Source organism: Thermogemmatispora argillosa (assembly GCF_059696725.1).
This window is the reverse complement of sequence record NZ_AP019377.1, coordinates 4,677,644-4,701,672: the sequence shown is the minus strand read 5'-3', so window position 1 is coordinate 4,701,672 and position 24,029 is coordinate 4,677,644. Positions and strand designations below refer to the sequence as shown.

General features: G+C 59.7%; 15 protein-coding genes. 4 read left to right on the top strand and 11 right to left on the bottom strand.

Going from position 1 to position 24,029, the window contains the following annotated elements; genetic code table 11:
* Positions 1-186: 186 nt before the first annotated feature.
* The 11 genes from AC6H1L_RS18420 to ftsH all read right to left on the bottom strand — a co-directional run bounded on the left by AC6H1L_RS18420 (position 187) and on the right by ftsH (position 14,769).
* Positions 187-2,391 (bottom strand): glycosyltransferase family 39 protein, encoded by a 2,205-nt coding sequence (locus AC6H1L_RS18420; protein WP_497598925.1) that lies wholly within the window; start codon positions 2,389-2,391, stop codon positions 187-189.
* Positions 2,360-3,790, bottom strand: coding sequence for a threonine synthase (gene thrC / locus AC6H1L_RS18415; RefSeq protein ID WP_497598924.1), 1,431 nt, complete (start codon positions 3,788-3,790; stop codon positions 2,360-2,362). Before thrC ends, AC6H1L_RS18420 begins: the two co-directional genes overlap by 32 nt.
* Position 3,791: 1 nt before the next feature.
* Positions 3,792-4,832, bottom strand: a complete 1,041-nt coding sequence (thrB, locus tag AC6H1L_RS18410; RefSeq protein ID WP_497598923.1) for a homoserine kinase — start codon at positions 4,830-4,832, stop codon at positions 3,792-3,794.
* A 322-nt stretch (positions 4,833-5,154) separates the two neighbouring features.
* Positions 5,155-6,132, bottom strand: a complete 978-nt coding sequence (locus AC6H1L_RS18405) for a branched-chain amino acid transaminase (RefSeq protein WP_497598922.1) — start codon at positions 6,130-6,132, stop codon at positions 5,155-5,157.
* 237 nt (positions 6,133-6,369) lie between these two features.
* Entirely contained in the window at positions 6,370-7,551 is a 1,182-nt protein-coding gene (locus AC6H1L_RS18400) for a 2-isopropylmalate synthase (RefSeq protein WP_497598921.1), read from the bottom strand.
* 142 nt (positions 7,552-7,693) lie between these two features.
* Positions 7,694-8,725: a ketol-acid reductoisomerase gene (gene ilvC, locus AC6H1L_RS18395; protein ID WP_497598920.1), complete on the bottom strand. Its 1,032-nt coding sequence runs from the start codon at positions 8,723-8,725 to the stop codon at positions 7,694-7,696.
* 15 nt (positions 8,726-8,740) lie between these two features.
* Positions 8,741-9,280: an acetolactate synthase small subunit gene (ilvN, locus tag AC6H1L_RS18390; RefSeq protein ID WP_497598919.1), complete on the bottom strand. Its 540-nt coding sequence runs from the start codon at positions 9,278-9,280 to the stop codon at positions 8,741-8,743.
* 41 nt (positions 9,281-9,321) lie between these two features.
* Positions 9,322-11,088, bottom strand: a complete 1,767-nt coding sequence (gene ilvB / locus AC6H1L_RS18385; protein WP_497598918.1) for a biosynthetic-type acetolactate synthase large subunit — start codon at positions 11,086-11,088, stop codon at positions 9,322-9,324.
* Positions 11,089-11,287: 199 nt separating this feature from the next.
* Positions 11,288-11,668, bottom strand: coding sequence for a hypothetical protein (locus tag AC6H1L_RS18380; protein ID WP_497598917.1), 381 nt, complete (start codon positions 11,666-11,668; stop codon positions 11,288-11,290).
* 731 nt (positions 11,669-12,399) lie between these two features.
* Entirely contained in the window at positions 12,400-13,017 is a 618-nt protein-coding gene (gene thpR / locus AC6H1L_RS18375) for an RNA 2',3'-cyclic phosphodiesterase (protein WP_497598916.1), read from the bottom strand.
* Positions 13,018-14,769, bottom strand: a complete 1,752-nt coding sequence (gene ftsH / locus AC6H1L_RS18370; RefSeq protein WP_497598915.1) for an ATP-dependent zinc metalloprotease FtsH — start codon at positions 14,767-14,769, stop codon at positions 13,018-13,020. It abuts the gene before it with no gap.
* A 499-nt stretch (positions 14,770-15,268) separates the two neighbouring features.
* Here ftsH and AC6H1L_RS18365 point away from each other — a divergent pair, with 499 nt between their 5' ends.
* The 4 genes from AC6H1L_RS18365 to AC6H1L_RS18350 all read left to right on the top strand — a co-directional run bounded on the left by AC6H1L_RS18365 (position 15,269) and on the right by AC6H1L_RS18350 (position 23,612).
* On the top strand, positions 15,269-18,490 hold the full coding sequence (locus tag AC6H1L_RS18365) for a molybdopterin-dependent oxidoreductase (protein WP_497598914.1): 3,222 nt from the start codon (positions 15,269-15,271) through the stop codon (positions 18,488-18,490).
* Positions 18,491-18,627: 137 nt separating this feature from the next.
* Positions 18,628-19,545: a 4Fe-4S dicluster domain-containing protein gene (locus AC6H1L_RS18360; RefSeq protein WP_497598913.1), complete on the top strand. Its 918-nt coding sequence runs from the start codon at positions 18,628-18,630 to the stop codon at positions 19,543-19,545.
* 6 nt (positions 19,546-19,551) lie between these two features.
* A complete protein-coding gene (gene nrfD, locus AC6H1L_RS18355) occupies positions 19,552-20,691 on the top strand; it encodes an NrfD/PsrC family molybdoenzyme membrane anchor subunit (RefSeq protein ID WP_497598912.1) in 1,140 nt (379 codons plus the stop codon).
* A 287-nt stretch (positions 20,692-20,978) separates the two neighbouring features.
* Positions 20,979-23,612 (top strand): CDC48 family AAA ATPase, encoded by a 2,634-nt coding sequence (locus AC6H1L_RS18350; protein ID WP_497598911.1) that lies wholly within the window; start codon positions 20,979-20,981, stop codon positions 23,610-23,612.
* The last annotated feature ends 417 nt before the right edge of the window (positions 23,613-24,029 follow it).

The following is a 24,029-nucleotide window of genomic DNA, read 5'->3' as shown; positions in this document are numbered from 1 at the left end:
TTCGCCCCCAAGGATGGGCGGGACAATGGAGGACAGTTCCGCAGCTCCTTTTGCTAAGACCATTGTACCAGCCAGGAGGCATAAGCGCCAGGGCTTTCGTGCCGAGCAACCCCAGCCCCTTTAGCTTGCGCTCCCTGCCTCCTGACCGCTATCGCAGCCTTCGCTCCTATTAAACGCGCACTCGCCTCATTCTCTCGCTTCTCCACTCACCGAGAGCAGGAACTGGCTCAGGCCCTTCTTTGTCTGCAAGAGATGGAAATCTATTTTCTCCGATATAGAGGTCTCTAGATGGAGAGGGCCATAGTTTGGCAAATAGAAAGTGGTACGGTATGACCAGATGCGCAGAAGCAGACTACTCGGGATCGTCTCCTTGTCGGCCAGCGCGAAGGTCACAAGGAGCGACTCCCCAGCCTGCAAGCGATTAAAGCTACACGTTGTTTGTAAGCTTTGAGATGATGGGGCTCCGGTAGTGGCAACAAAGCGATACGTATAGGTGGTATTGAAAGCAGGCGCTGCACTCTGCGTGAATTGCCACGGGGAGACCAACCAGGTTGTAGCCTGATTGTTGTCAACCAGCGTGAGAGACTGAGCCTGCTGTGAAAGGGCGCGCAGTTCGCTCAACTGCCAGGAAGAGGCCGGAGGAGAGGAAGCTTTCGCCAGCCCTGGCCCTGGATCGACCACATAAAGAGAGAAGGGGAGGCCAGCCGGTCGCGGGAGCCTGGTCACGAGGGTAGCATGGGTAAAACGCTCCAATAGCGCTGTCACCCAGGGATCATAAGGACCTACCAGCATTACGGCGCGCGCCGTTGGCAGCACCAGGCAGCGAGCATCAAAAAGCGTGACAGGTGTCTGCATCTGGCGACTGAGAAAGAAAATGGCGGTGCGCGTAGCATCGTCTACAGTGATATAGGCATGAGAGAGATGCTCGCGCTGAGCAAGCTGATCGGTGGCGGCCAGAGCCTGCTGTAAAGAGGCGAGATCATTGTGATACGGATAAGGCGGGAAAGAGCGATCATCGAAGTGGCCTTCGACGGTATCGATGACACTCACGCTCGCCGCCAGGCTCTGAGCAGCGACGAGCAATCCCACCAGGAGATAGCCAGCCAGACGCAGGCGTCTCAGCCAGCCCTCTTGTCGACCCAGCCAATTGATCCCTTGCGCTACACCGATGCCGACCATGAGAAAAGGACCGGGCATCAGGAGGAGCAGGTATTGGGTATGTAGCTCCCCGCCATAGCGCAAGAATACCAGTAGCGGAACAAGCTGCCAGACCAGCAAAATCAGCGCGCCAGAGCGCTGCCTATCAGCGCGTAGATGCTCCCAGCCTTCTCGCAGCCGTTGCCACCAATGACCGATACGGGCTATTGAGAATACTTGTCCTCGATCTTCCTTGCGCAGCTCAATGCTCTGCTGCCCTCTGATGATGAGCATCAGCAGCCAGAGGACAGCCAGAATGAGCAGCGCTGGCATCGCCAGCTTAAGCCAGGAGAACAGGCGATGAAGTGGCAGCAGAAGCGTATCGACCCGATTAGGAAGTTGATCGTATGGAACTATGAAGAGGCGATAAATACGGAGAGCTTGCAGAGAGAAGCCGCCAGCCTGATGGTTAGAGAAACTAAGGGTAGAGCGTAGATCTTGCAGTCCAGAAAGCAGCAGCCAGAGGAGAGAAGGCGCAAACACTACGAGCAGCGCTAAGCCAGCCAGCAGGCCATCACGCCAACGCAGCGTCTTGGGAGCCAGCGCCACACAGAGCAGCAGCGGCACCGCCAGCAGGAGATTGACCTCATGGGCCTGGTAAAGGAGCGCTAACCAGAGCACGGCCCACCCTAACCAACCCGGTCGCCGCTCCACGGCACCGCGAAAGAGCGCTAGAAAGAAGAGGATGACAAAGGGAGCAGCAATATTCGGCTGCCAGATAAAACGGGCATACTTGACCGGCAGCACGGCAGAAGCATAGAGAAAGGAGCCAGTCGTAGCAGCCAGGCGGCCATAATAGCGATACAGGAAAAAATAAGACAACAAGACCGCCAACACATTGAGCAGGGCAATAAACACGGCGGCCCAAAGCGGATTAGCGCTTAAGGCCGCAGGCAGCATTAACAGGTAGACCACGCCGGGTGGATGCTGCGAGCCAATCGAGCCTGTATTGCTCGTCACTGGCAACAGGCCCTGATGGACAGCATCGTAGGCCATACGGAAGAGAGTAGCCTGATCATCATCGAACTCAGTGCGATTGAGACCATAGAGGCGCAGAGCTGCCGAGAGTAGCAGCAGGCAAGGGACTTCAGGATTCAGGAGCCAGGACCACCAGGAGCGCTGCCGCTCAGAGCGCCCTGGTGGCTGCTGAACCGCTCTTCCCTCATGATGAGCTGGTGAGGGGGCCAAGCGCATCAAGTGTCCTCCTGACACTAGCGAGATCTGGGTCAATGCTGACCGTCTCGGCGCGCGGAATACCCGTTTGATTATCCTTGAGCAAATTGCCGGTGAGGATAGCAACCACGCGCTCGCTTGGCTTGATTATACCAGCCCTGACAAGCTTACGAATGCCGGCTATCGTTGTCGCAGACGCAGGCTCGCAGCCAATGCCTGCGCGGTCAACGACAGCCTTCGCCTCTAGGATTTCTGGATCACTGACCTCCTCGACAACCCCAGAGCACTCCTCGATCACAAGGCGTGCACGGCTATAGCTAACAGGGTTCCCGATCTTGATCGCGCTGGCCACGGTTTGGGCCTGGACCGCATGCCGTCGGGCGAAGCCCTCGCGATAGCTCAGGTAGAAAGGATTGGCTCCGGCGGCCTGGATAGCAGCCAGGCGAGGCACCCGGCTAATCAATCCCAACTCGCGCGCCTGCAGAAAAGCCTTGCCCAGCGCCGAAGTATTCCCCAGATTGCCAGCCGGCAGGACCAGCCAGTCGGGAGCCTGCCAGTCGAGCTGCTGCAGCAACTCAAAAGCGATAGCCTTCTGACCTTCAACCCGGAAGGGATTAAGCGAATTGAGCAGGTAGATGCCCAGCTCATCACAGACCTGCTCGACCAGTCGCATGGCAGCATCAAAATCGCCATTGATCTGGATCATGCGCGCCCCGTAGGCCAGCGTCTGCGCTAGCTTGCCGCCGGCGACCTGACCGGCGGGCAGAAACACCAAAGCCTGCAGGCCTGCGAGAGCGGCGTAGGAGGCCAGCGAGGCAGAGGTATTGCCAGTTGAAGCGCAGGCGACGGCTCTCGCACCCATCAGGCGAGCCATCGTCACGCCTACCACCATGCCGCGGTCTTTGAAGCTTCCCGTTGGGTTCTCACCTTCATGCTTCAGATAGAGCTGAGCTACGCCAGCATAGTCACCAATGCGCCGCAGCCCAGGAGAGGCCTGGATCTCCTGCTGCTGATCGCTACCTGCCGCATACAAAGTCGTATTCCCCTCCGCCCGCGAGATCAAGGCCTCTTCGGGCAGCGGCAGAATCAGCTCACGGTAGCGCCAGACGCCGCTGCGCTGCACAACAGAGGCGCCTGGCGTGCCCGGCACGAGTGCGGCCCGCTCGGCGAAGAGCTGACGCCAGGCTGCCGCAGCATCGCAATCCTGCTGAGCCGTCTCCGCGCGCGCAGGCAACAGTGTTGGCAACCGAAGAGGGATCTCGACATCAAGCACCTCTCCGCAATCGCAGCGATAGCGCGCCGTCCTTCCCGCCTCCAGTACGGGATAGACCGCCCGGCAAGCCACACAGCGCAGGCCCACCTGTTGCAGTGCCAGCCGGGCGGGCGCCGTGGGCTGAAACCCCTCTTGACGATCATCCATCCTAGCGTCCAAGCGATCCCTCCTTCACCGGTCGGGCAGGCGACCAGCAGAATTGATCTTCGTAGTAACGAGCGCGCGGACGACGCGTTCGATGATGACGAGGATTGATCACCCGCGCCCCATGCTTATCGGCTCGCAGGATCATACCGGTTCCCTCCACGCCGCGGGCGCGCGCTGCTTCCTGCATCGCGCGCAGAATCTCTTGGAAGCGCGAACTAGCAAGAGCAATCAGAGAAGAACCGCCGCCAGAAAGAGAGGCACCGTAAGCACCGGCAGCGACCGCAGCGTTGATAATATCAGGCATGGCAGGAAAGAGCGCCTGACGATAGGGCTGATGCAAGCGATCCTGCATAGCCTCGCCGATCAGCTCATAGCGTCCCGTCTGCAGGGCAGAGAGGAGGAGCGCCACCCGCCCAGTATTGAAGGTCACATCATCCTTGGGATAGCTGGGCGGAAGCAACTTTCGCCCGGCCAGCGTATCCATCGAGAAAGAGGGGGTAAAGATGACCGCCTTCAGAGCGTCCGGGAAGGGAGTCTTGACCGCATGGATCTTGCCATCTTTGACCGTGGTCGCAACTAGCCCTCCCAGGAGAGCCGGCGCCACATTGTCAGGATGATTGCCCTGCTCACTAGCTACCGCCAGCTCCAGAACCTCCTGCTCCGAGAGAGTCACCCCCCGCAGACGCAGAAACTCGCTCGCCGCCACAACTCCGCCAACCGCTGCGGTCGCACTACTGCCCAGTCCAGCCCCCGGCGGGATCTGAATGATCATGCGAATGCGTACCGCCGGCGGCTCCAGGCCTTTAGCCGCAAACACCGAGGAAAAAGCGCGGAAGAATAGATTATCTGGACCAGTGGGTAGCCCTGCCCCCAGCTTACCCTCAATCTGAATGACAGGATGCTGCGGATCAGCGCCACCCTCTACAATCTCAAAGCGATTGTAGAGCTGCAAAGCCAGGCCAAGGCTATCAAAACCTGGTCCGAGGTTAGCCGAGGTGGCCGGTACGAGCACAGTAAAAGCGACAGGAAATACCGGTGCCATCGCCACGGGCCTCCTGTCTTTCAGCTGCAAGACCTTCCATTGCTCTAAGCATCTCCTTTCTGTCTGCTTTGCCAGCGGACAAGAGTGGTTTTTATTGTAGCACGATCTCAGCCAGTCGTCAGTAGCTCCAGCCGCCATGCGCCGCCCCTGGAGAGCGACAGGGATGTCTCCCTTGTTTCCCTTGTCTCCCTTCCCACCTCGCTTCACCTCCGCTCTTGCCAGGTGAGCAGCCAGCCATACTAGCAGGTGCCGCGTTCACAGTCGCGAACGAGCACGGATGTCAGGAAAGACAACCCTGTCCCCTCCGCCGTGCCTCCCTCCCCTATTGGTAGACTGGCGTGAGCCAGTGACGGTACTTCTCGTTCTCGCCGCGACAGGCCGCGAGATAGAGGGCCTGCAACTTCATCGTAAAAGGCCCCGGGCGCCCAGTGCCAATGGGACGATGGTCAACACTGATCACCGGCGAAACCTGGACGCCTGTCCCACAGAGGAACATTTCTTCGCTGGCGTACAGTTCTGTGCGATCGATGCGTCGCTCCTCGACAGTCAGACCGAATTCATCACGTACAAGCTGAATCAAAGTATTGCGCGTGATGCCTTCAAGAATATCCTCAGACGGCGCCGGAGTAATCAGCTTGCCATTTCGCAAGATAAAGAGATTGCAGGAGCTGCCTTCGGAGACATAACCGTCGTGAGTCAGCATGATGGCCTCATCAAAGCCGCTGGCTAGCGCATCTTCGGTCGCCAGCGCGCTGTTGACGTAGCCTCCGGTGACCTTGGCCCGCACAGGCATGGCATTGCTGTTGGCGCGCCGCCAACTCGATGTGCAAACGCGCAGGCCGGAGTCGATGTCTACATAGTTGCCCATGCCAAAGGTGTAGATAGCAAACTCATCTTTGAGACCGGTCAGGCGCGGCTTCACCGTTAGCGAGGCCTTATAAGCGATTGGGCGAATGTAGACATCCTGCCGATAGTTATGCTTACGCAGCAGCTCAACAGTGATACGCTCCAGATCTTCGATGGTATAGGGCAGATTGAAGCGCATCACGTTCCAAGAATGCATCATGCGCTCATAGTGTTCGCGCATTTTGAGGACATAGAGCTGCTCATGATTAGGATTCCAGTAGGCGCGGATACCTTCAAAGCAGGCAGTACCGTACTGGAGGGCATGGGTAGCAATACTGACCTTCGCTTCGGCAATGGGCACGAAGCGACCTTCGAAGAAGGCGTAGCCCTCCAATGGGTCCTGAATTGAGACCTTCTGCGGTGTGGCTTCCTGAGAACTCTGTGTCTGCGTCACGACCTCACTCCTTCGATCGATACAGGACAGGCAAAGCAGTGGGCGGAAGGAACCACCCCACGATCAAGCAAATAAACAGCATGGCAACAAGGAAGAAGGCGCAAGGGTGTGTCACCGGGCAGAAGGCTGGACACACCCTTGCGGGCCAGGAGCGATCTCTTGACCTACTGCTCTCCCAGTATGGAGCCTCTTGACCTGGAGTAGGCCTAGCTGATCTCTTGCCCCAGAAAGGCAAGGTCAGATAGCCGAAGGCGTCTCCAGGCTGCTTTCGACGATATAGATCAGATCGTCGTCAGTCACATACTTCTTCTGATCAGCGAGAGCGATGAAACGCGCATAGGCCTTTTTCAGCTGCTCGGCATTCAAGCGATAGCCGAGCTGGCGCAGGCGAGCATCGAGGCCGTGGCGTCCGGAGTGCTTTCCGAGCACCAGGCGCGTATCGTCCCAGCCGACAGACTGCGGCGTCATGATCTCGTAGGTCAAGCGATTCTTGAGCACCCCATCCTGATGGATGCCGGCCTCATGCGCGAAGGCATTCTGGCCCACAATCGCCTTATTCGGCTGCACCGGGATGCCAGTCAGGCGGCTGACTAGCTGGCTGGCCGCCACAAACTCACGGGCATTGATGCGCGTATCGGCCTGGAAGACATCCGGGCGCGTACGCAGGGCCATCACCACCTCTTCCATTGCCGTATTGCCGGCGCGCTCACCGATGCCATTGATGGTCACCTCCACCTGCCGGGCACCGCCACGGATCGCCGCCAGGGTATTAGCTGTAGCCAGGCCGAGATCATCGTGACAATGCGCGCTGAGCACCACATCCTCCATACCTGGCACGCGCTCACGCAGGTAGCGGAAGAGCATCTCATACTCATGCGGAGTGATATAGCCGACCGTATCGGGCACGTTGATGGTAGTCGCACCCGCCTTAATGGCCAGCTCGAAGACACGGCAGAGATAATCCCAATCGCTGCGTGTTGCATCTTCCGCCGAGAACTCAACCCGCGGGCAAAGGTTGCGCGCGTAGGCCACCATTGTCTTGACCCGCTCCAGGGCTTCCTCAGGTGTGATCCTCAGCTTATACTTCAGGTGGATATCAGAGGTTGCCAGGAAGACATGAATCACTGGCTGTTCCGCCTCGCGGACGGCTTCCCAGGCCGCATCGATATCCTCGGTATTGGCGCGAGCCAGGCCAGCGATGGCCACATCGTGGCCACGCACCCGCTGAGCAATGGCCTTCACCGCCGCCAGGTCCCCGGGTGAGGCTGCTGGGAAGCCAGCCTCAATGATATCGACATTCAGGCGCACGAGCTGCTCAGCGACCTGCAGCTTCTCCTCAGTCGTCATCGTGGCGCCAGGCGACTGCTCGCCGTCACGCAGAGTTGTGTCAAAGACGCGAATTACCGCAGGATCTCCCATAATTGTTGTTCCTCCTTGTGACCATTCACCAGGCGGCGAGAGGCCATTTGTCGGCGTCTCGTCGCCCGCAAGCGCAGGCAAGCTGATGAGCGCGCCGGTGCTCAGGCTATCACCGGCGAGCCACTTCAGGCTGCTCTCTTCCTCACTTCTTCGTCGGCCCAGCAATTTCGGGCCGCTTGTCTACAGGCTTGAGCCAGGGCATCATCGCGCGCAGCTCACTACCGATCTGCTCGATCTGGTGCTGCGCGTTGGAGCGGCGCATGGCCTGGAAGGCCGGGCGTCCGGCCTGATTCTCCAGAATCCAGCGCGTCGCGAAGGTGCCATCCTGGATCTCGCGCAGGATTTTGCGCATCTCGTTGCGCACCTGCTCATTAATGATGCGGGGGCCAGAGACGTAGTCGCCGTACTCGGCGGTGTCGCTGATCGAGTAGCGCATATAGCTCATGCCGCCCTGATACATCAGGTCAACGATCAGCTTCATTTCGTGGAGGCATTCAAAATAGGCTACTTCGGGCTGATAGCCAGCCTCTACCAGCGTCTCGAAGCCGGCGCGGATCAGGGCCGTTAAGCCTCCACAGAGGACGGCCTGTTCGCCAAAGAGGTCAGTCTCCGTCTCTTCGGCGAAGGTTGTGCGCAGCACGCCAGCGCGCGTGCAGCCAACGGCGCGAGCATAGGCCAAGGTCAGCGCCTCTGCCTGGCCGGTCGCATCCTGATGGACCGCCCACAGGGCTGGCACGCCCACACCCTCGGTGAACAGGCGCCGCATCATATGGCCGGGGCTTTTGGGGGCCACCATTGCCACATCAATATCGGGTGGCGGCACAATCTGCGAATAATGGATACTGAAACCGTGGGCGACCATCAGCATCTTGCCCGGGGCCAGACCCGGCCGGATATCGCGCTCAAATACCTCGCGGTGATACTGATCGGGGATCAGCAGCATAATAATGTCTGCCTGCGCCGCCGCATCAGCGGTGGTCATGACCTGCAGCCCGTCGGCTTCGGCCTTCTCGCGGCTCTTACTGCCCGCCGGCAAGCCGACCACGACATTGCAGCCGTTATCGCGCATGTTGAGGGCATGCGCATGGCCCTGGCTGCCATAGCCAATGACCGCCACGCGCTTGCTCTGAATCAGCTCAAGATTGGCATCAGCATCGTAGTAGATATTCGCCATTGACTGCTCCTCCTCCTATTCATCGCGCGCAATTGCCAGGCAACCGCTGCGCGCCAATTCGCGAATGCCATAGGGCTGGAGCCGCTCCAGGAGCTGCTCCACCTGTTCCCCTTTGCCAGTGATCTGCAGCGTGAGGGTCTCAGGCGCCAGATCGATGGCCTGCGCCCCAAAGTGCTGGCCCAGTTCGATGATTTCACTACGATTGGTCGCAGTGCAGTTGACCTTAACCAGCGCTAGCTCTCGCTCAATTGCCTGCCCAGCCGGGAAGCGCAGCACCTGACGCACGTCGACAATCTTGCGTAGCTGCTCACAAAGATGCTCGACTCCGACCTCAGCATCGTCGACAACTACGGTGACCCGCGCCACGCCAGCCTCTTCGCTCGGACTGACGACGAGCGTCCGCATGTTGGCTCGTCGACGACGCAGGACATTGACCACACGATCAATCGCCCCCTGGCGATCATCGACCAGCAAGACCAGCGTGTAGAGCTGCACGCATCCTCGGGGGGCATCAGCCTGTCCAGCCCGCGCTGCAGCAACAGCCTGCTCCGTCATGTTCAATCCCATCCTTCCGTCTCGCCTCGCAGACCTGGCGGTTACTCATGCTCAATAATCATGTCAGTGATGGCAGCTCCAGGCGGCACCATCGGGTAGACATTGGCTTCGGCCTCGATAGCAAAGTCGATGATGACCGTACCAGGCGTTTCCATAGCCTTCCGCACAGCAGCTTGAACGTCTTCACGCCGCTCCACGCGCATACCGGTCAGCCCATAGGCCTCGGCCAGCTTGACATAGTCAGGGCTACTAATGGGGGTCTCGGAATAGTTGCGCTGATGGAAAAACTCCTGCCACTGACGCACCATGCCGAGGTAGCCATTGTTCATGATGGCCACTTTGATTTCAACGCCCTCGTCACGGATGGTCGCTAGCTCCTGGATATTCATCTGAATGCCTCCATCGCCAGCCACCACCCAGACAGTCGCTTCGGGCCGCCCCATCTTGACACCCATTGCCGCCGGCAGGGCGAAGCCCATCGTACCGAGGCCGCCAGAGGTGATATGGCTGTTGGGGCGGGTCCACTTGTAGAAACGAGCTGTCCACATCTGGTGCTGGCCCACATCGCTGACCACCGTGGCCTCACCATCGGTGACCTCGTAGATGGCATCGAGGATATCGGTCGGTGTGGGATAGGGCACGGAACGGCGCAGGCGGCGGGAGCGCTCCTGTTCCTCGGCTTCCCACTGGCGCAGCTCGCTGAGCCACTCCTGATGGTTGCCCGGCTCAACTGCCTCCACCAGGGCCGCCAGAGCAGCCTTGGCATCGGCCAGGATCGGCACGGCTGCCGGCTTAACCTTGTTCAGCTCCGACGGATCGATATCGATATGGATAATCTGAGCCTGCGGGGCAAATTCGCTGACCTTGCCGGTCACGCGGTCGTCGAAGCGCAGGCCGACACCAATGATCAGATCTGTGACGCCGATGGCGCGATTCACAAAGGCCGGCCCATGCATGCCCGGCATGCCCAGGAAGAGCGGATGATCAACCGGGAAAGCGCTCAGACCGAGAAGGGTGGTAATCACCGGGATGTTGGTTTTCTCGGCCAGGGCGCGCAGCTCTGCATAGGCATTTGAAAGGATGACGCCATGACCAGACATAATAACTGGGCGACGCGCCTGAGCAATGAGACGAGCCGCCTGCTGAATGGCTTCAGGCTCGGGTTGAGGTACGCGCATCGTGCGATACAGCTCGATCGAGCGCACAGAAGCAGCAGGGCGATAGAGGGTCTTGGCAAACTGGACGTCCTTGGGGACGTCAATCAGCACAGGACCGGGGCGCCCGCTGCGGGCGAGCTGGAAGGCCTCATGAACCACATCAGCCAGCTCCTCGACGCGCTTAACCAGGAAATTATGCTTGGTGATGGGCAGCGTCAGGCCAAGGACATCGGTCTCCTGGAAAGCATCGCGTCCAATGAAGGGACGACCCACCTGGCCCGTGATGGCGACCACTGGCGTAGAGTCCATGTAAGCGGTGGCGAGGCCAGTGACCAGATTGGTGGCCCCCGGGCCGCTGGTGGCCACGCAGACGCCTACCTTGCCAGTAGCGCGAGCATAGCCGTCGGCGGCATGCGCAGCGGCCTGCTCATGGCGCACCAGCACATGATGGAGCTGGGGATAGGCAGGGAGAGCGTCGTAGAAGGGCATGATCGCCCCGCCTGGGTAGCCATAGAGCAACTCTACGCCCTCGCGCACCAAGGCCTCGCAGAGAATGTGACTGCCGGCCAGCTCACGTGCCTCGTCAGTGATAGGCAGGCTGGCCCTACGGGCATCTCCTGACTCCTGAGTAACCGTCGCAGTTGTTGTCATATTACCTTCCTCCTTAACCTAGGGGCGTCCCTGCATAGCTCGCTAGAGATTTTCGACGTGTGATAGACCCTTTGAGTCCAGATATTGACTTGTAAGAGTGCTGCGAAACGCCCTGCAAGCAATAAAAAACGAGGAACCGCCCTGCCGGGAGGCCCTCGTTAGGTTACCTGCGCTGGATCGGGTTGCGTCGTTGCTCCCGCTACTCTCCTCTCGGCGTGCCAGGCGTAAGGCCCGTGGTAAGCGTTACGAGGCTAAGGCTAAGGCTCGTAAGGCTTACCAACCCGCTAAGGGTAAGGCTAAGGCCAATAAGGAGCACAAGCCCTACAAGGAGGAGCGTCGACGCAATCACAATAGCTAGAGGGGCAATAAATAAAGAAATCGGCGTCAAGACGCCGATTTGCAGAACGAGGAGAGAAGCAGCCATCATAGCAGCAGCCATAGCCACGGCAGCCGTCATAGCGGCAGCATGCCCCATGCCACTCCGTGTCACAGTGGCAGCAGAGCGACCGCCCTTTGTTGGCTGTTCAGCCCAGGACAGTGTTTCGGCCCGCTGGTTGCCGGTGCAACACGCTGCTGACATGCTCACTGGCTCCTTCTCTACAGAGAATTGCTTGCTATCCGTCTGTACTTCCGCTCCGCGCGATTGCTCAGCTTAGGGTAGGAAAAGACTACCCTCTCTTTGAAGGAACAAACGTCTCAACAGCTAGAGAAATTTTTGCTTGCTTGCAAGAAACGTTTAACAGCTTGAGGCAGGTCGTCGCCTCAAATCCTGCTCTGCATTCTTCTCTCGCTGCTGGCTGGCCACCCTGGCATTATAGAGAATATCTCTGCCAGCCTGCACCAGGAAAGAGCGCAAGAGCATGCGCGGCGTCTCGGAGGTCACTGACTGCGGGCATCGTTGCCAGGTCGTTTTGCGAACCCTGTATCGGCTCTTTGTTCCTTCCCTCCTTACCACCCTCGCGCAGCCACTGCTTTGTAACGGGTCCTGCTGTCTGAGAGGATACACCACTTGCCGGAGTTTGTCAACCCCTGAATCGCTTTTTGCCCCTCTTGGTAGGAGCATTGCGAGCCAGCGCGGCGGGCTAGAGGCCACCCCAGGCTCTTTCTTCCTTTCTGCTCTGCGTGACATCGAAGCCCTCCCCCAAGAGGGAAACAAGGGGGGAGAAACGGCTCTCACGCTCCTGGCAGCAAGGAAGGGCCGGGGGTGGAGCAGGCTGACTGAATGCGCTCAAGGCTGGGAGGCTTTCCGCGGGCAAGTACTCTACTCTTGATAGTTGAGCAGCGCGGCCCGGCCTAGGCCTCGCCCGCGAACTAGCTGCTACTTTTGGCATTTTCAGCTGAGGCGAGGCGGGCGCGATGCAAGCAACTATAGCGCGCACCCGCGCGTGATAGCTCGCTCTTCATAACATCGAGAGACTCGACGGTATGCACTGGTAACGAAGCTGGGACTCGAATCTCATAGAGCAAGCGCTGCAAAGCCTGCTGCTCCTCGCGCGAGAGAGGAGCCTTGAGGCGTGCCAGCGTCAAGTGTGGCGAAAAAGGACGCTCCTCGGGTGGGAACCCCCGCGCCTGCAACTCACGCATCAGCGTCTGCTGCAAGGCCAGCATTCGCCCCGAAGGGTCCTCAATCCCCATCCAAATCACCCGTGGTGCGCGTGCCGGTCCGAAGGTCCCCAGTCCGGTTAAGCGATAGCTGAAAGGCGGCACCTGCCGCGCCGCAGCCTCACCGGCTTCAATTGCTTGCGCCAGTTGTTCATCACTCAATTCTCCTAGAAAGGCCAGGGTCACATGGAGCGAAGCAGGCTCAACCCAACGGGCCGCAGGTAAAAGGTGCGCGCCGCGGCTGATGGCGCGGCCCAGAAAGGCTTGCAGCTCCGGGCTGAGATCGAGAGCGAGAAAGGTGCGCGTCATGGTTCGCAACAACTCCACTCAAGCGGCGAAGAGCATCGCATCCAGCTCCTCGCCATCGATGGTTTCGACCTCAATGAGACGCTCAGCAATGGCAATCAGCTTGTCGCGCTTCTCGCGCAGAATTCTCAGAGCCGTCTGATGGGCTTCCTCCACCAGGCGTGCGACCTCGGCATCGACGCGGGCAGCCATCTCGGGACTAATCAGGGTACTGCCATCTTCGCTCATTTTGAGGGCGACATTCCCCAGGGCGCTCATGCCGAACTCGCAGACCATGCGTCGCGCCAGCTCAGTTACATACTCGATATCCTGACTGGCGCCGGTGGTGATGTCGCCGAACATCAATTCCTCAGCGGCACGGCCTCCCATCGCTCCGGCCATCTTCGCCAGCAGCTCCGAGCGGCGCAGCAGATAGCGGTCCTCTAGGGGCGCCTGCAGCGTAATGCCCAGGGCCATGCCACGCGCAATGGCGGTAACTTTACGCACCGGGTCTGCGCCAGGCAGTGAGCGCATGACGATGGCATGGCCTACCTCGTGATAGGCAATGATGGCTTTTTCGGCCTCTGTAATGACACGGCTCTTGCGTTCAGGCCCGGCCATTACTCGCAAAATAGCTTCTTCTAGCTCGGCATTGCCGATGGTCTCACGCCGTCGACGGGCTGCCAGCAGGGCCGCCTCATTGAGCAGATTAGCCAGGTCAGCCCCGGAGAAACCCGCTGTCTGACGGGCGATGCGCTGCAGATCGACGTCGTCTGCTAACGGTTTACCACGCGCGTGGACCTCAAGAATCGCCAGCCGTCCGCGAATATCGGGCTTGTCAAGGACAATCTGGCGATCAAAGCGGCCAGGACGCAGCAGGGCCGGGTCGAGGACATCAGGCCGGTTGGTGGCGGCAATGACGACGACGCTGCTGTCCTTTTCGAAACCGTCCATTTCGACAAGCAATTGGTTGAGCGTCTGCTCTCGCTCATCGTTGCCACTGGCCGCAGAGGCATGGCGTTGCCGACCCACAGCGTCGATCTCATCAATAAAGATGATACAAGGAGCATGGGCCCGGGCTTCGCGGAAGAGATCTCGTACGCGCGCTGCGCCAACGCCTACGAACATTTCCACGAATTCTGAGCCGCTGACGCTGTAGAAAGGTACTCCCGCCTCACCCGCAACCGCGCGCGCAAGGAGCGTCTTGCCTGTGCCCGGTGCCCCTACCAGCAGGACACCGCGCGGGGTACGGGCCCCCATGCTGCGGAAACGCTCGGGCTGTTTGAGAAATTCGACGATTTCCTCCAGCTCGACTTTGGCTTCCTCGACCCCAGCGACATCTTTGAAGAGGATCGAAGGGCGTCCCTCGTGAAAGCGCCGCGCACGCGAGCGAGCGAAAGGCAGAGCCGAGGCGCCGGGACCGGCACGGCGCAGGAGGAAAAAGGCTCCTCCCACCACTAGCGCTACAAAAAAGAGATAGACGAGCCCTTGCTCCCAGCTCGTCCGCTGTCCATTATCGACGGTCACGGTGACCCCATCCCGTCGCAGGAGGTCAGTCAGGGACTGCCCCTCTTCTTTTAAGGCGTGGTATTGCTCACCGCTTCGATCGCGGGCGTAGACATCGCTGCCGCTGATAAGGGCACTCTTGAGCAGATGGCGATCGGCCATATCTAGCAAGGCGCTGATCGGGACTTCATGCGTGGTCGTCCCTATTAAAGGACTACGCACCACACGCATGGTCAGCAGGACAAATAAGGCCACCCCGACTACGATCAGCGGCAGGATGAGACGCATCCAGGGATTCTGTTTCCAGAATGTCCTTAGCGAGAAGCGACGCTTGTTTCTCGATGGTGATTCGTGCTTATGCTCAGGAGACCTATCCATGCATCCTTCAGACCCTTCTTACAACTTTTACCTCCAGGGCAGGTTATGTTCCCCCAGAGTATATCAAAGTAGCTCTCTGTGTTTTAGATCGGTTCAAATATGTGATTACTATAGCCCGCTATGGCCCGGTTTAGCAAGTCTGTAGCTGATTGTACCAGGAGCAGGGCGACAACGGCGATAGTGGCCCGATCTGGCCAGCCCCATTCGCGTGACGGCCTGCGTCGGCAGTCGGGGGGAAGAAGATGAGGCCCGAGACTGGAAATCGCTCCCGGCCCGTGCCATAATGATTCTGTTCCTCCATCAGAAGAGGTAAAGCAGAGGCTGAAGGCAATGGCGTTCTAGGCTTCTGAGTCTCCCTGCGCTGCTCGGCAAACGCCGAGCGGCAGACGGAACGGAAAGGAAAGTGCCTATGTCAGCCAGGAAGCGCGAAGGTGCAAAAGAAGCAAGTGCGGTGTGGCCATCGCTGGTGAAGACACTGCAAGAGGCTGCTGATGAGGTGTTGGAGATCGGCTCAAAGCGCCAACCGTTCAGCGCAGAGAGCCGCCAGAAGGCGCCGCGCATCCGCGAGGCGCGTGTTGTTCACAGCGTCTGTCCTTACTGCGCCGTGGGGTGCGGCCTCAACGTCTATGTGAAAGATGACCAGGTGATTGATATAGAGGGGAATCCCGATAGCCCCATCAATCACGGAACGCTTTGTCCGAAGGGGGCTGCAACCTTTCAGTATACGGTTAATCCCAGCCGTCTGACGCGCGTGCTCTACCGGGCCCCCTACAGCGATCACTGGGAAGAGAAGTCGCTTGATTGGGCAATGGAGCAGATCGCGCTGCGCGTCAAGCAGACGCGCGATGCTACCTTTGTTGAGCGGCTTCCCGATGGGCGCGAGGTTAATCATACCCTGGCGATTGCTTCGCTGGGCGGTGCCACGCTCGATGTGGAAGAGAACTATCTGATGAAGAAGCTCTTCACGGGCGCTTTGGGCATCGTCTCCATTGAGAACCAGGCCCGTATATGACACAGCTCGACAGTGCCCGGTCTGGGCACAACACTCGGGCGTGGCGGGGCCACGACCTTCCCACAGGATCTTGTTAATAGCGACTGCATCTTGATTATGGGCAGCAACATGGCGGAAGCCCATCCGGTGGCCTTCGCCAATGTTGTGAAGGCGAAAGAGCGCGGCGCAAAGGTTATTCACATCGATCCTCATTTCTCGCGCACATCCGCTCTCGCTAATCTTTACGTACCTATCCGAGCAGGAAGCGATATCGTCTTCCTCGGGGCCATTATTCGCTATTTACTGGAGAATAAGGCCTTCTTCCATGAGTATGTACTACACTATACGAATATCGCCACGCTGATCCGCGAGGATTTCCGCGATACCGAGGATCTCGATGGGGTCTTCTCGGGCTACGATCCAGAGACTGGCACCTACGATCCGACAAGCTGGGACTACGAGCGCGATGCTGATGGCCGCCCGTTGAGCGATCCTACGCTGGAGCATCCGCGCTGCGTCTACCAGATCATGCGCCGCCACTATGCCCGTTATACACCCGAGCTGGTTGAGCAGGTTTGTGGAGTGCCACGGGCGCTCTGGCAGCAAGTGGTCGATACCTTGATTGCCAATTCGGGCCGCGAGCGTACCAGTGCCATCTGTTACGCGGTGGGCTGGACGCAGCAATCGAAGGGCGTGCAGATTATTCGCACTGCAGCCATGCTGCAGCTCCTGCTGGGCAATATCGGGCGCCCAGGCGGCGGGGTGATGGCTTTGCGCGGTCATGCTTCGATTCAGGGGTCGACCGATGTGCCAACGCTCTATGACCTGCTCTCGGGCTATATGCCGCAGCCGGCGGCTCTGCTTGCTCCTGGCTCGGGAACCAGGCGCCCGCGCTCCGAAGAGGTGCAGGCGCCGGTGGCTGGTGAGGAGATGAGGCCGGTCGGGCCTTCTCAGCAGACTCTGGCCGAATATATTGCCGCGGTTGGTCAGAAAACAGGGTGGTGGGCCAATCTGCCGGCCTATATTCGCAGCCTGCTGAAGGCCTGGTATGGTTCATATGCCGATGAGGAGGATGGGGAGCGTAGCTATCGCTTCCTGCCAAAGATTATTGGCGATCATTCTCACCTGGCTACGAGCTACGAGATGCTCGATGGTAAGGTGCGCGGTTACTTCCTCTTTGGCCAGAATCCTGCCGCCGGCAGCACCAATGCCCGCATGCAGCGCAAGGCTTTGGCACAGCTCGATTGGCTGGTGGTGCGGGATCTCTACGAGGTGGAGTCGGCAGCTTTCTGGTATCGCGGGCCTGAAGGAGAGGCGGTTGATCCCAAGCAGATCAAAACCGAGGTCTTCTTGCTGCCCGCCGCCGCCTCCACAGAGAAGGAGGGAACGTTTACCAATACGCAGCGTCTGCTGCAGTGGCGCGATAAGGCCGTTGATCCGCCCGGCGATGCGCGCTCCGATCTCTGGTTCGTCTATCACCTTGGTAAGCGTCTGAAGGCGCTCTATGCCGATAGTCCCTATGAACGGGACTTGCCTATTAAGGCCTTGACTTGGGACTACGAGCGTGAGACGCCAGAGCCAGGCTCCCGTATTCCCGATGAGCCTGATGTCCTGCTGGTGCTTAAGGAGATTAATGGCTATTATGCGCGCACGCCGGATGGCAAGGAGTATGGTCTGCGCGAGGCGCCACATGTGCCCGATTTCACGGCGTTGAAGGCCGATGGCAGTACCGCCTGCGGCTCCTGGATCTACAGCGGTGTTTATCCAGAGCCAGGGCGAAACCGCGCCGCCTCACGTGATCCTTCTGGCTATACCTTCCCCAACTGGGGTTTTGCCTGGCCGGCTAACCGTCGCATTCTCTATAACCGGGCCTCGGCTGACCCCCAGGGCCGCCCCTGGTCGGAACGCAAAAAGTATATCTGGTGGGACGAAGAGCGTGGACAATGGACGGGTTACGATGTGCCTGACTTCCCGCTGCGCAAGCCGCCAAGCTATACGCCGCCGCCGGGGGCCACCGGGATCGATGCGCACTCTGGTAGCGATCCGTTCATCATGAAGCCCGACGGTAAAGGCTGGCTCTTCGCGCCGAGCGGCCTGAAGGATGGTCCTCTTCCCACGCACTATGAGGCGGCGGAGGCGCCCATCGCAAACCCGCTCTATCATCGCCAGAGCAATCCCGCGGCTCGCTATTACCGTGATCGCCCGGACAACCGTTTGGCGGCGGTCGGCGATGAGCGCTATCCGATCGTGGCCACCACCTACCGCCTGACGGAGCATCATCTGAGCGGCCCGATGACGCGCTGGCTCCCCTGGCTGAATGCGCTGCAGCCGGCCCTCTTTGTGGAGATCAGTCCCGAGCTGGCAGCGGAACGCCAGATCCGCCACGGTGATCAGGTAATCATTGCGACACCACGCGGTGAGATCGAGGCCCGCGCTCTGGTCACGCGGCGCCTGCGTCCTCTGCGGCTCAACGGGCGTATCGTTCATCAGATCGGGCTGCCCTTCCACTGGGGCTTTCAGGGCAAGGCCACGGGCAGCATCACCAACGATTTGACGCACATGGTCCTTGAGCCAAACGTCAGCATCGAGGAGGCGAAAGCTTTCCTCTGCGATGTGCGTCCAGCGCGGGGCAGACGCTAAGCGCTTACGGAGCGGTATGGCACGCCGGCGCCGCTCATTACACTGCCCGGGGGGATGGCGCCTGATGAACATGGGCCGTCCTCCCGCGTCGGGTGCCGCCGCTTTGGTATGTCGGCAGTAAAAGAGGAGAGAAGACTATGGCGGTTGAAGCAGCGAGACCTCTGTCCGGAGTGCTCAAGCAGGTGCGCGCTCTGCTGGAGCCGCTGCGCAAGGAGGAGCCGCTCCCCCCACAGCCAGCAGTGGGCTTTTTTACCGATGCCAGCCTGTGTATCGGCTGTAAAGCCTGCGAAATTGCCTGTAAGCAATGGAACCAGCTTCCGGCGCGTGAACCGGCCTGGGCGGGTACCAGCTATGACAATACGCGCGAGCTGAACGCGATCAACTGGCGCCATGTGCTCTTTATCGAACGCATCAGGCGGGGCGAGGAAAGTGACTACGACAGGCCTGGCACTGTCGAGACGACCACAGCTCCCGGTGAGCTGCCTTTCTTCAATCCCGATCGCTGGTTGATGCTGAGTGACGTCTGCAAGCATTGCGCCAATGCCCCCTGTCTTGAGGCCTGTCCGACCGGTGCGATTATTCGCACCGAGTTTGATACCGTCTATGTGCAGCAGGATATCTGCAATGGGTGCGGCTACTGCGTGGTTGCTTGCCCCTTCGGGGTGATTGCTCGCGATGCTCTCGGTGGCACGGCGCGCAAGTGCACCCTGTGCTATGACCGTCTAAAGGACGGCCTGGAACCAGCCTGCGCCAAGGTCTGCCCGACGGACTCTATTGTGTTCGGTCCGCTGGATCAGCTACGCCAGCAGGCAGAGGCTCGCCTGGCCCAGTTGCATGAGCGTGGCGTACGCGAGGCGCGCCTTTATGGCGCTGACGATACCATTTTGGAGGGCGGGCTGCACGCCTTCTTTCTGCTGCTAGACGAGCCTGCGGTCTATAATCTTCCTGAACACCCGTCCCGTCCCAGCAAGCATGTTCTGCCAGCTTCGCTCTGGACGGTCTTGGCGGCATTGATGTTGAGCCTATTGGGAATCTTTTCCTTCAGGAGGCGCTGAGGAGCGATGCAGCTAGAGAGACATGGTGTTTCCATCTGGCTTGCTAGAGGTCGAGCCCTGGCGCAACGGCTCAGGCAGGTTTCTGGGGGCGACGGCTGGCTTGAGCCTCTGGCTGCGCTCAGTACAGGCTATCGTCCCGATCCTGAGCGGGAACAGCAAGAGCCAACCTACTACGACTATCCTGCGCTTAAAGAGCCGGTCTGGCGGTGGGAAATCGTCTGGTACTTTTTCCTGGGCGGCCTGGCTGCCGGCTGCTATTTTATCGCCAGCTTGGCGGCCCTCTTCGGCGGCCCCGAGGACCGTGCAACGCGGCGCATTGGCTATTATCTTTCATTGCTTGCGCTGCTGCCTTGTCCGCTCTTGCTGATCAAGGATCTCGGACGCCCAGAGCGCTTTCTGAATATGTTGCGCATGTTTAAAGTGCGCTCGCCTATGTCAATGGGCGTCTGGTGCCTGGTAAGTTTCTCTTTCTTCAGTGGCCTGACAGCGCTGATTCAGGCCGCACGCGACCAGTGGTTGGGTCGCTGGTGGGGAGCACGCTGGCTGGCCCGCCTGCCTCAGCGTCTGCTGGCGCTACCAGGTATGGCCCTCTCGCTTTTCCTGGGGGGCTATACCGGCGTGCTCCTGGCTACGACCAGTATTCCTCTCTGGTCGCGTAGCAAGATGCTGGGCGCCGTCTTCATTTCGTCCGCTATCTCCACCAGTTCAGCCCTGATTGCTCTCTTGCTACGCCTGGTCGCGGCCCCAGCCACCGCCCTGCACAAGCTGGAGCGCCTTGAGTGGGGTGCTCTTCTGAGCGAGATGCTTGGTCTCTTCGCTTTCTTGCGTGGTTCTGGACGTGCCGCCCGTGCTCTGGTAGGCAGCGGACCAGATGAGCATGGCCTGCGGTTCTGGCGTTTCGTGGTTACTGGCGGCCTGCTGCTGCCCTGGCTGCTTCAGACGCGGCTGCTACTTCGCGGGGAGAAAGCCGCGTCCGAGGTCGCAACCAGCCAGCCGGAGCGCAGTCGCCCGAGCGTCAGCGGTCTGTTGCTCTCGCTCCTGGTTCTCAGCGGGGGCTATTTTCTGCGCCGCACCATCATCGAGGCAGGCCATAGCTCCAGCCGCGATGCTCGCACCGCGCTTTGGCACGCCCGTACCGCTCGCTGAATAGCAGGCATTGCTTGCCTCACCTGACCCAGGTTGCTGCCGGCTGGCTAGCTAGCTGGCTGTGACAAGTCCCGCCCTCCCGAAGGAGCAACTTGCCCGCCAGGCTGGCGCGAAAAGATTCTCTCCGGCTTACAACGCCAGCTATGCAGTGCTCTTTGCTCTTTAACCCTGACCCCGGCTGTAACGTAGATGGAGTGAGAGAGAAAGAGCAAGCTGACAGCAAGCCAGCTATTCTTCAAGGGACAAACAATACAAGCGTTATTCTACGAAAGAGCAGGAATCGAGCAATGGAGGAGCGGCAACATCAGAGTAGCAGTGGGTCCGGCAACGTGGGAGCCGGTAGGATCACCAGCCGTTTAGACCAGGAGCCAGAGACCACAGCTACGAGCAGCAGCAAAGGGTCGGGCCCAGAGGAAGCCCATGAGCAAGCGCCGGCAGCAACGAGCGAGGACGAAGGTCTGCAGTTCATTGTCGTCGAAGGCCTGCAGGTAGGACGGGGGGTCGCCCGTGTTGATCCACGCGATATAGAAGCGTTGGGCTGCCAGCCAGGCGACATCGTTATGATCACAGGGGCACGCACGACCGCCGCCAGGCTGTTGCCAGGTGTACCACAGCAGCGCGGACAGCGCATCATCCAGATGGATAGCCAGGTACGCCAGAATAGCGATGCCGGCCTGGGTGAGCGCGTCACGGTCCGTAAGGCGCGAGTGCAGCGGGCGGAGAAGATTACGTTGTTGCCTCTGAGCCGCGGGGCCCCTATTCAGGAGAGCGACCTGCAGTACATCGCACGCTACCTGGTGGGCCTGCCAGTGGTCACGGGTGACCTGCTGCGCCTCAATTTACCAGGGACAGCCAGTCGCGAATTCTTGATCATTGGCACAGTGCCAGCCACGCCTAGCTACGCTTCTCGCCGTTCCCAGCTTGAAGGCACAGGGGTTGCTTCCTTCGCCGAGCAGAACGAGCGCGCAGAAGTAGAGGCGGTAATTGTCCAGCCCGGCACTGTGGTTCGCGCTCAGGCACGTGGCGCAGGACGCCCCGGCGGTTTAGGGCGTGTCAGCTACGAAGATATTGGGGGCCTGGGCAAGGAGTTACAGCGCATTCGTGAAATGATTGAGCTGCCGCTCAAGTATCCAGCGGTCTTTGACCGCCTGGGAGTTGAGCCGCCCAAAGGGGTCCTGCTCTATGGCCCACCGGGTACGGGCAAAACGTTGATCGCCCGTGCAGTAGCTTCAGAAACGAACGCCGCCTTCTTTGTGATTAACGGGCCAGAGATCATCAACAAATTCTACGGCGAGAGCGAATCGCGCTTGCGCGAGGTCTTCCAGGAAGCCCAGCGGCGCGCCCCCAGCATCATCTTTATTGATGAGATAGATGCCCTGGCCCCGCGTCGCTCGGAAATGGGGGGCGAAGTTGAGCGCCGCATCGTTGGCCAGTTGCTGGCTTTGATGGACGGGATGGCCTCCCGTGGTCAGGTCGTCGTGATCGGTGCCACCAATCAACCAAACGCCCTTGATCCAGCGCTGCGCCGGCCAGGGCGCTTCGACCGGGAAATCGCCCTGCGCGTGCCCGATCTCTACGGACGCATGGAGATCTTGCGCATCCACACGCGCGATGCGGCGCTGGCGGACGACGTCGATTTCGCTCGCCTGGCCCAGCTCACACCCGGTTTTGTGGGGGCTGATCTGGAGGCCCTCTGTCGAGAGGCGGCCATGATTGCGCTGCGTCGCGTGCTTCCCTACATTGACTACCAGAGCGGCTACATCCCATTTGAGACGCTGGTGAATCTCAATATCACAATGGCCGATTTCCAGGCTGCCCTGCGTGAGATCGAGCCGTCAACGACCCGCGAGGTTTATGTTGAGGTCAGTGAGACGACCTGGGATGACATTGGAGGACAAACACACGCCAAGCGACTGCTGACCGAGGGCGTTGAGTGGCCACTGCGTTACCCCGAGATCTACAGCAAGGCCAAGGTTGAACCGCCTCGCGGCGTGCTTCTGGCCGGCCCCCCAGGCTCCGGTAAAACGCTATTGGCGCGCGCCCTGGCCAATCAGTGCAACGCCAGCTTTATCTCGATCAAAGGCCCCGAGCTGCTTTCAAAATGGGTCGGCGAATCTGAGAAGGGGGTACGCGAGATCTTTAAGCGCGCCAAACAGGCAGCTCCCTGTATCATCTTCTTCGACGAGATCGATGCCCTGGCGCCACGCCGAGGGGCCGAGCTGGATCAGCATGTCGGGGACCGTGTGATTGCTCAGCTGCTGACGGAGCTGGATGGTATCGAGGGGCGTACAGGCGTCATTGTGCTAGCGGCCACCAATCGTCCCGAGTTGATTGACCCGGCTCTGCTCCGTCCGGGTCGCTTCGACTTGATCGTCGAGCTGACCTATCCAGACGAGGCCGATCGCCAGGCGATTTTTGCGGTACACACTCGCGGTAAACCACTGGCCCCCGATGTCAGCCTGGCAGAGCTGGCCCAACTGACGCCGGGTCGCAGCGGCGCCGATATCGAGGCCATCTGTCGCCGGGCCTCAATGCTGGCCCTACATGATTGGATTGAGCCGCGTCTGCAGCAGGTCGGACGGATACAGATCAGCGAGGAGCAACAGGAGGGCAAGACAGCGAGCGAGGCCACTTCATCCACGCAGACAGCTCAGCCCAGCGGCGAAGATCAGCAGTTCTTCATCCGCCGCGAGCACTTCCTGCATGCTATCGCAGAGCAAGAGGAGCGCTATCAGACTCAGGCCAGGCTGGAGGCCGAACGCGCCCGCCGCGAGGAGGCCCGCCAGCGTCTGCTTGATCTGGCCGCCAGCTACGGCAACCTGGAACAGGCTTCGTCACAGCCAGCCCTTAAGCCTCCAGCCCTGCGCGGCTGGCGCCTCTGGCTGGCGCGCCTGCTCGGGCTGCTGCCACGCCAGTCCTAGTTAGCCGCTTCATCAGTCTGACAGAACGACAGAGCAGGGAAGGGAAGAAAGCGACGCTATCAGGTCGGCCTCTGCCCCTCCCCTCTCTGACTCTGTCACCTTTTCTCTTCTTCCCCCACTCCAGCATCTGTGGCCAGAACAGAACGACATGAGACAGGCTCACGTAGTCACAAAGCCAGTTTGTTTGTACTTGAGGTTGCCCCTTGCTGGCCGCCGAAGAGACGCCGCCTGGGAGTGCAACCGCCCCTTTGAAGCAGTGCTACTCAATACATTGAGTAGGCATGCACATTAACACTTGATAAAGCGAAGCTGCTTCTCTCATGGATCAAAGCAAAGACATGTCAATACAACTACTTCGACTCCAATCAAAGTTAGCTGACTGGGATAGTTAGCGTGTGATATAATATAAAGGAGAGT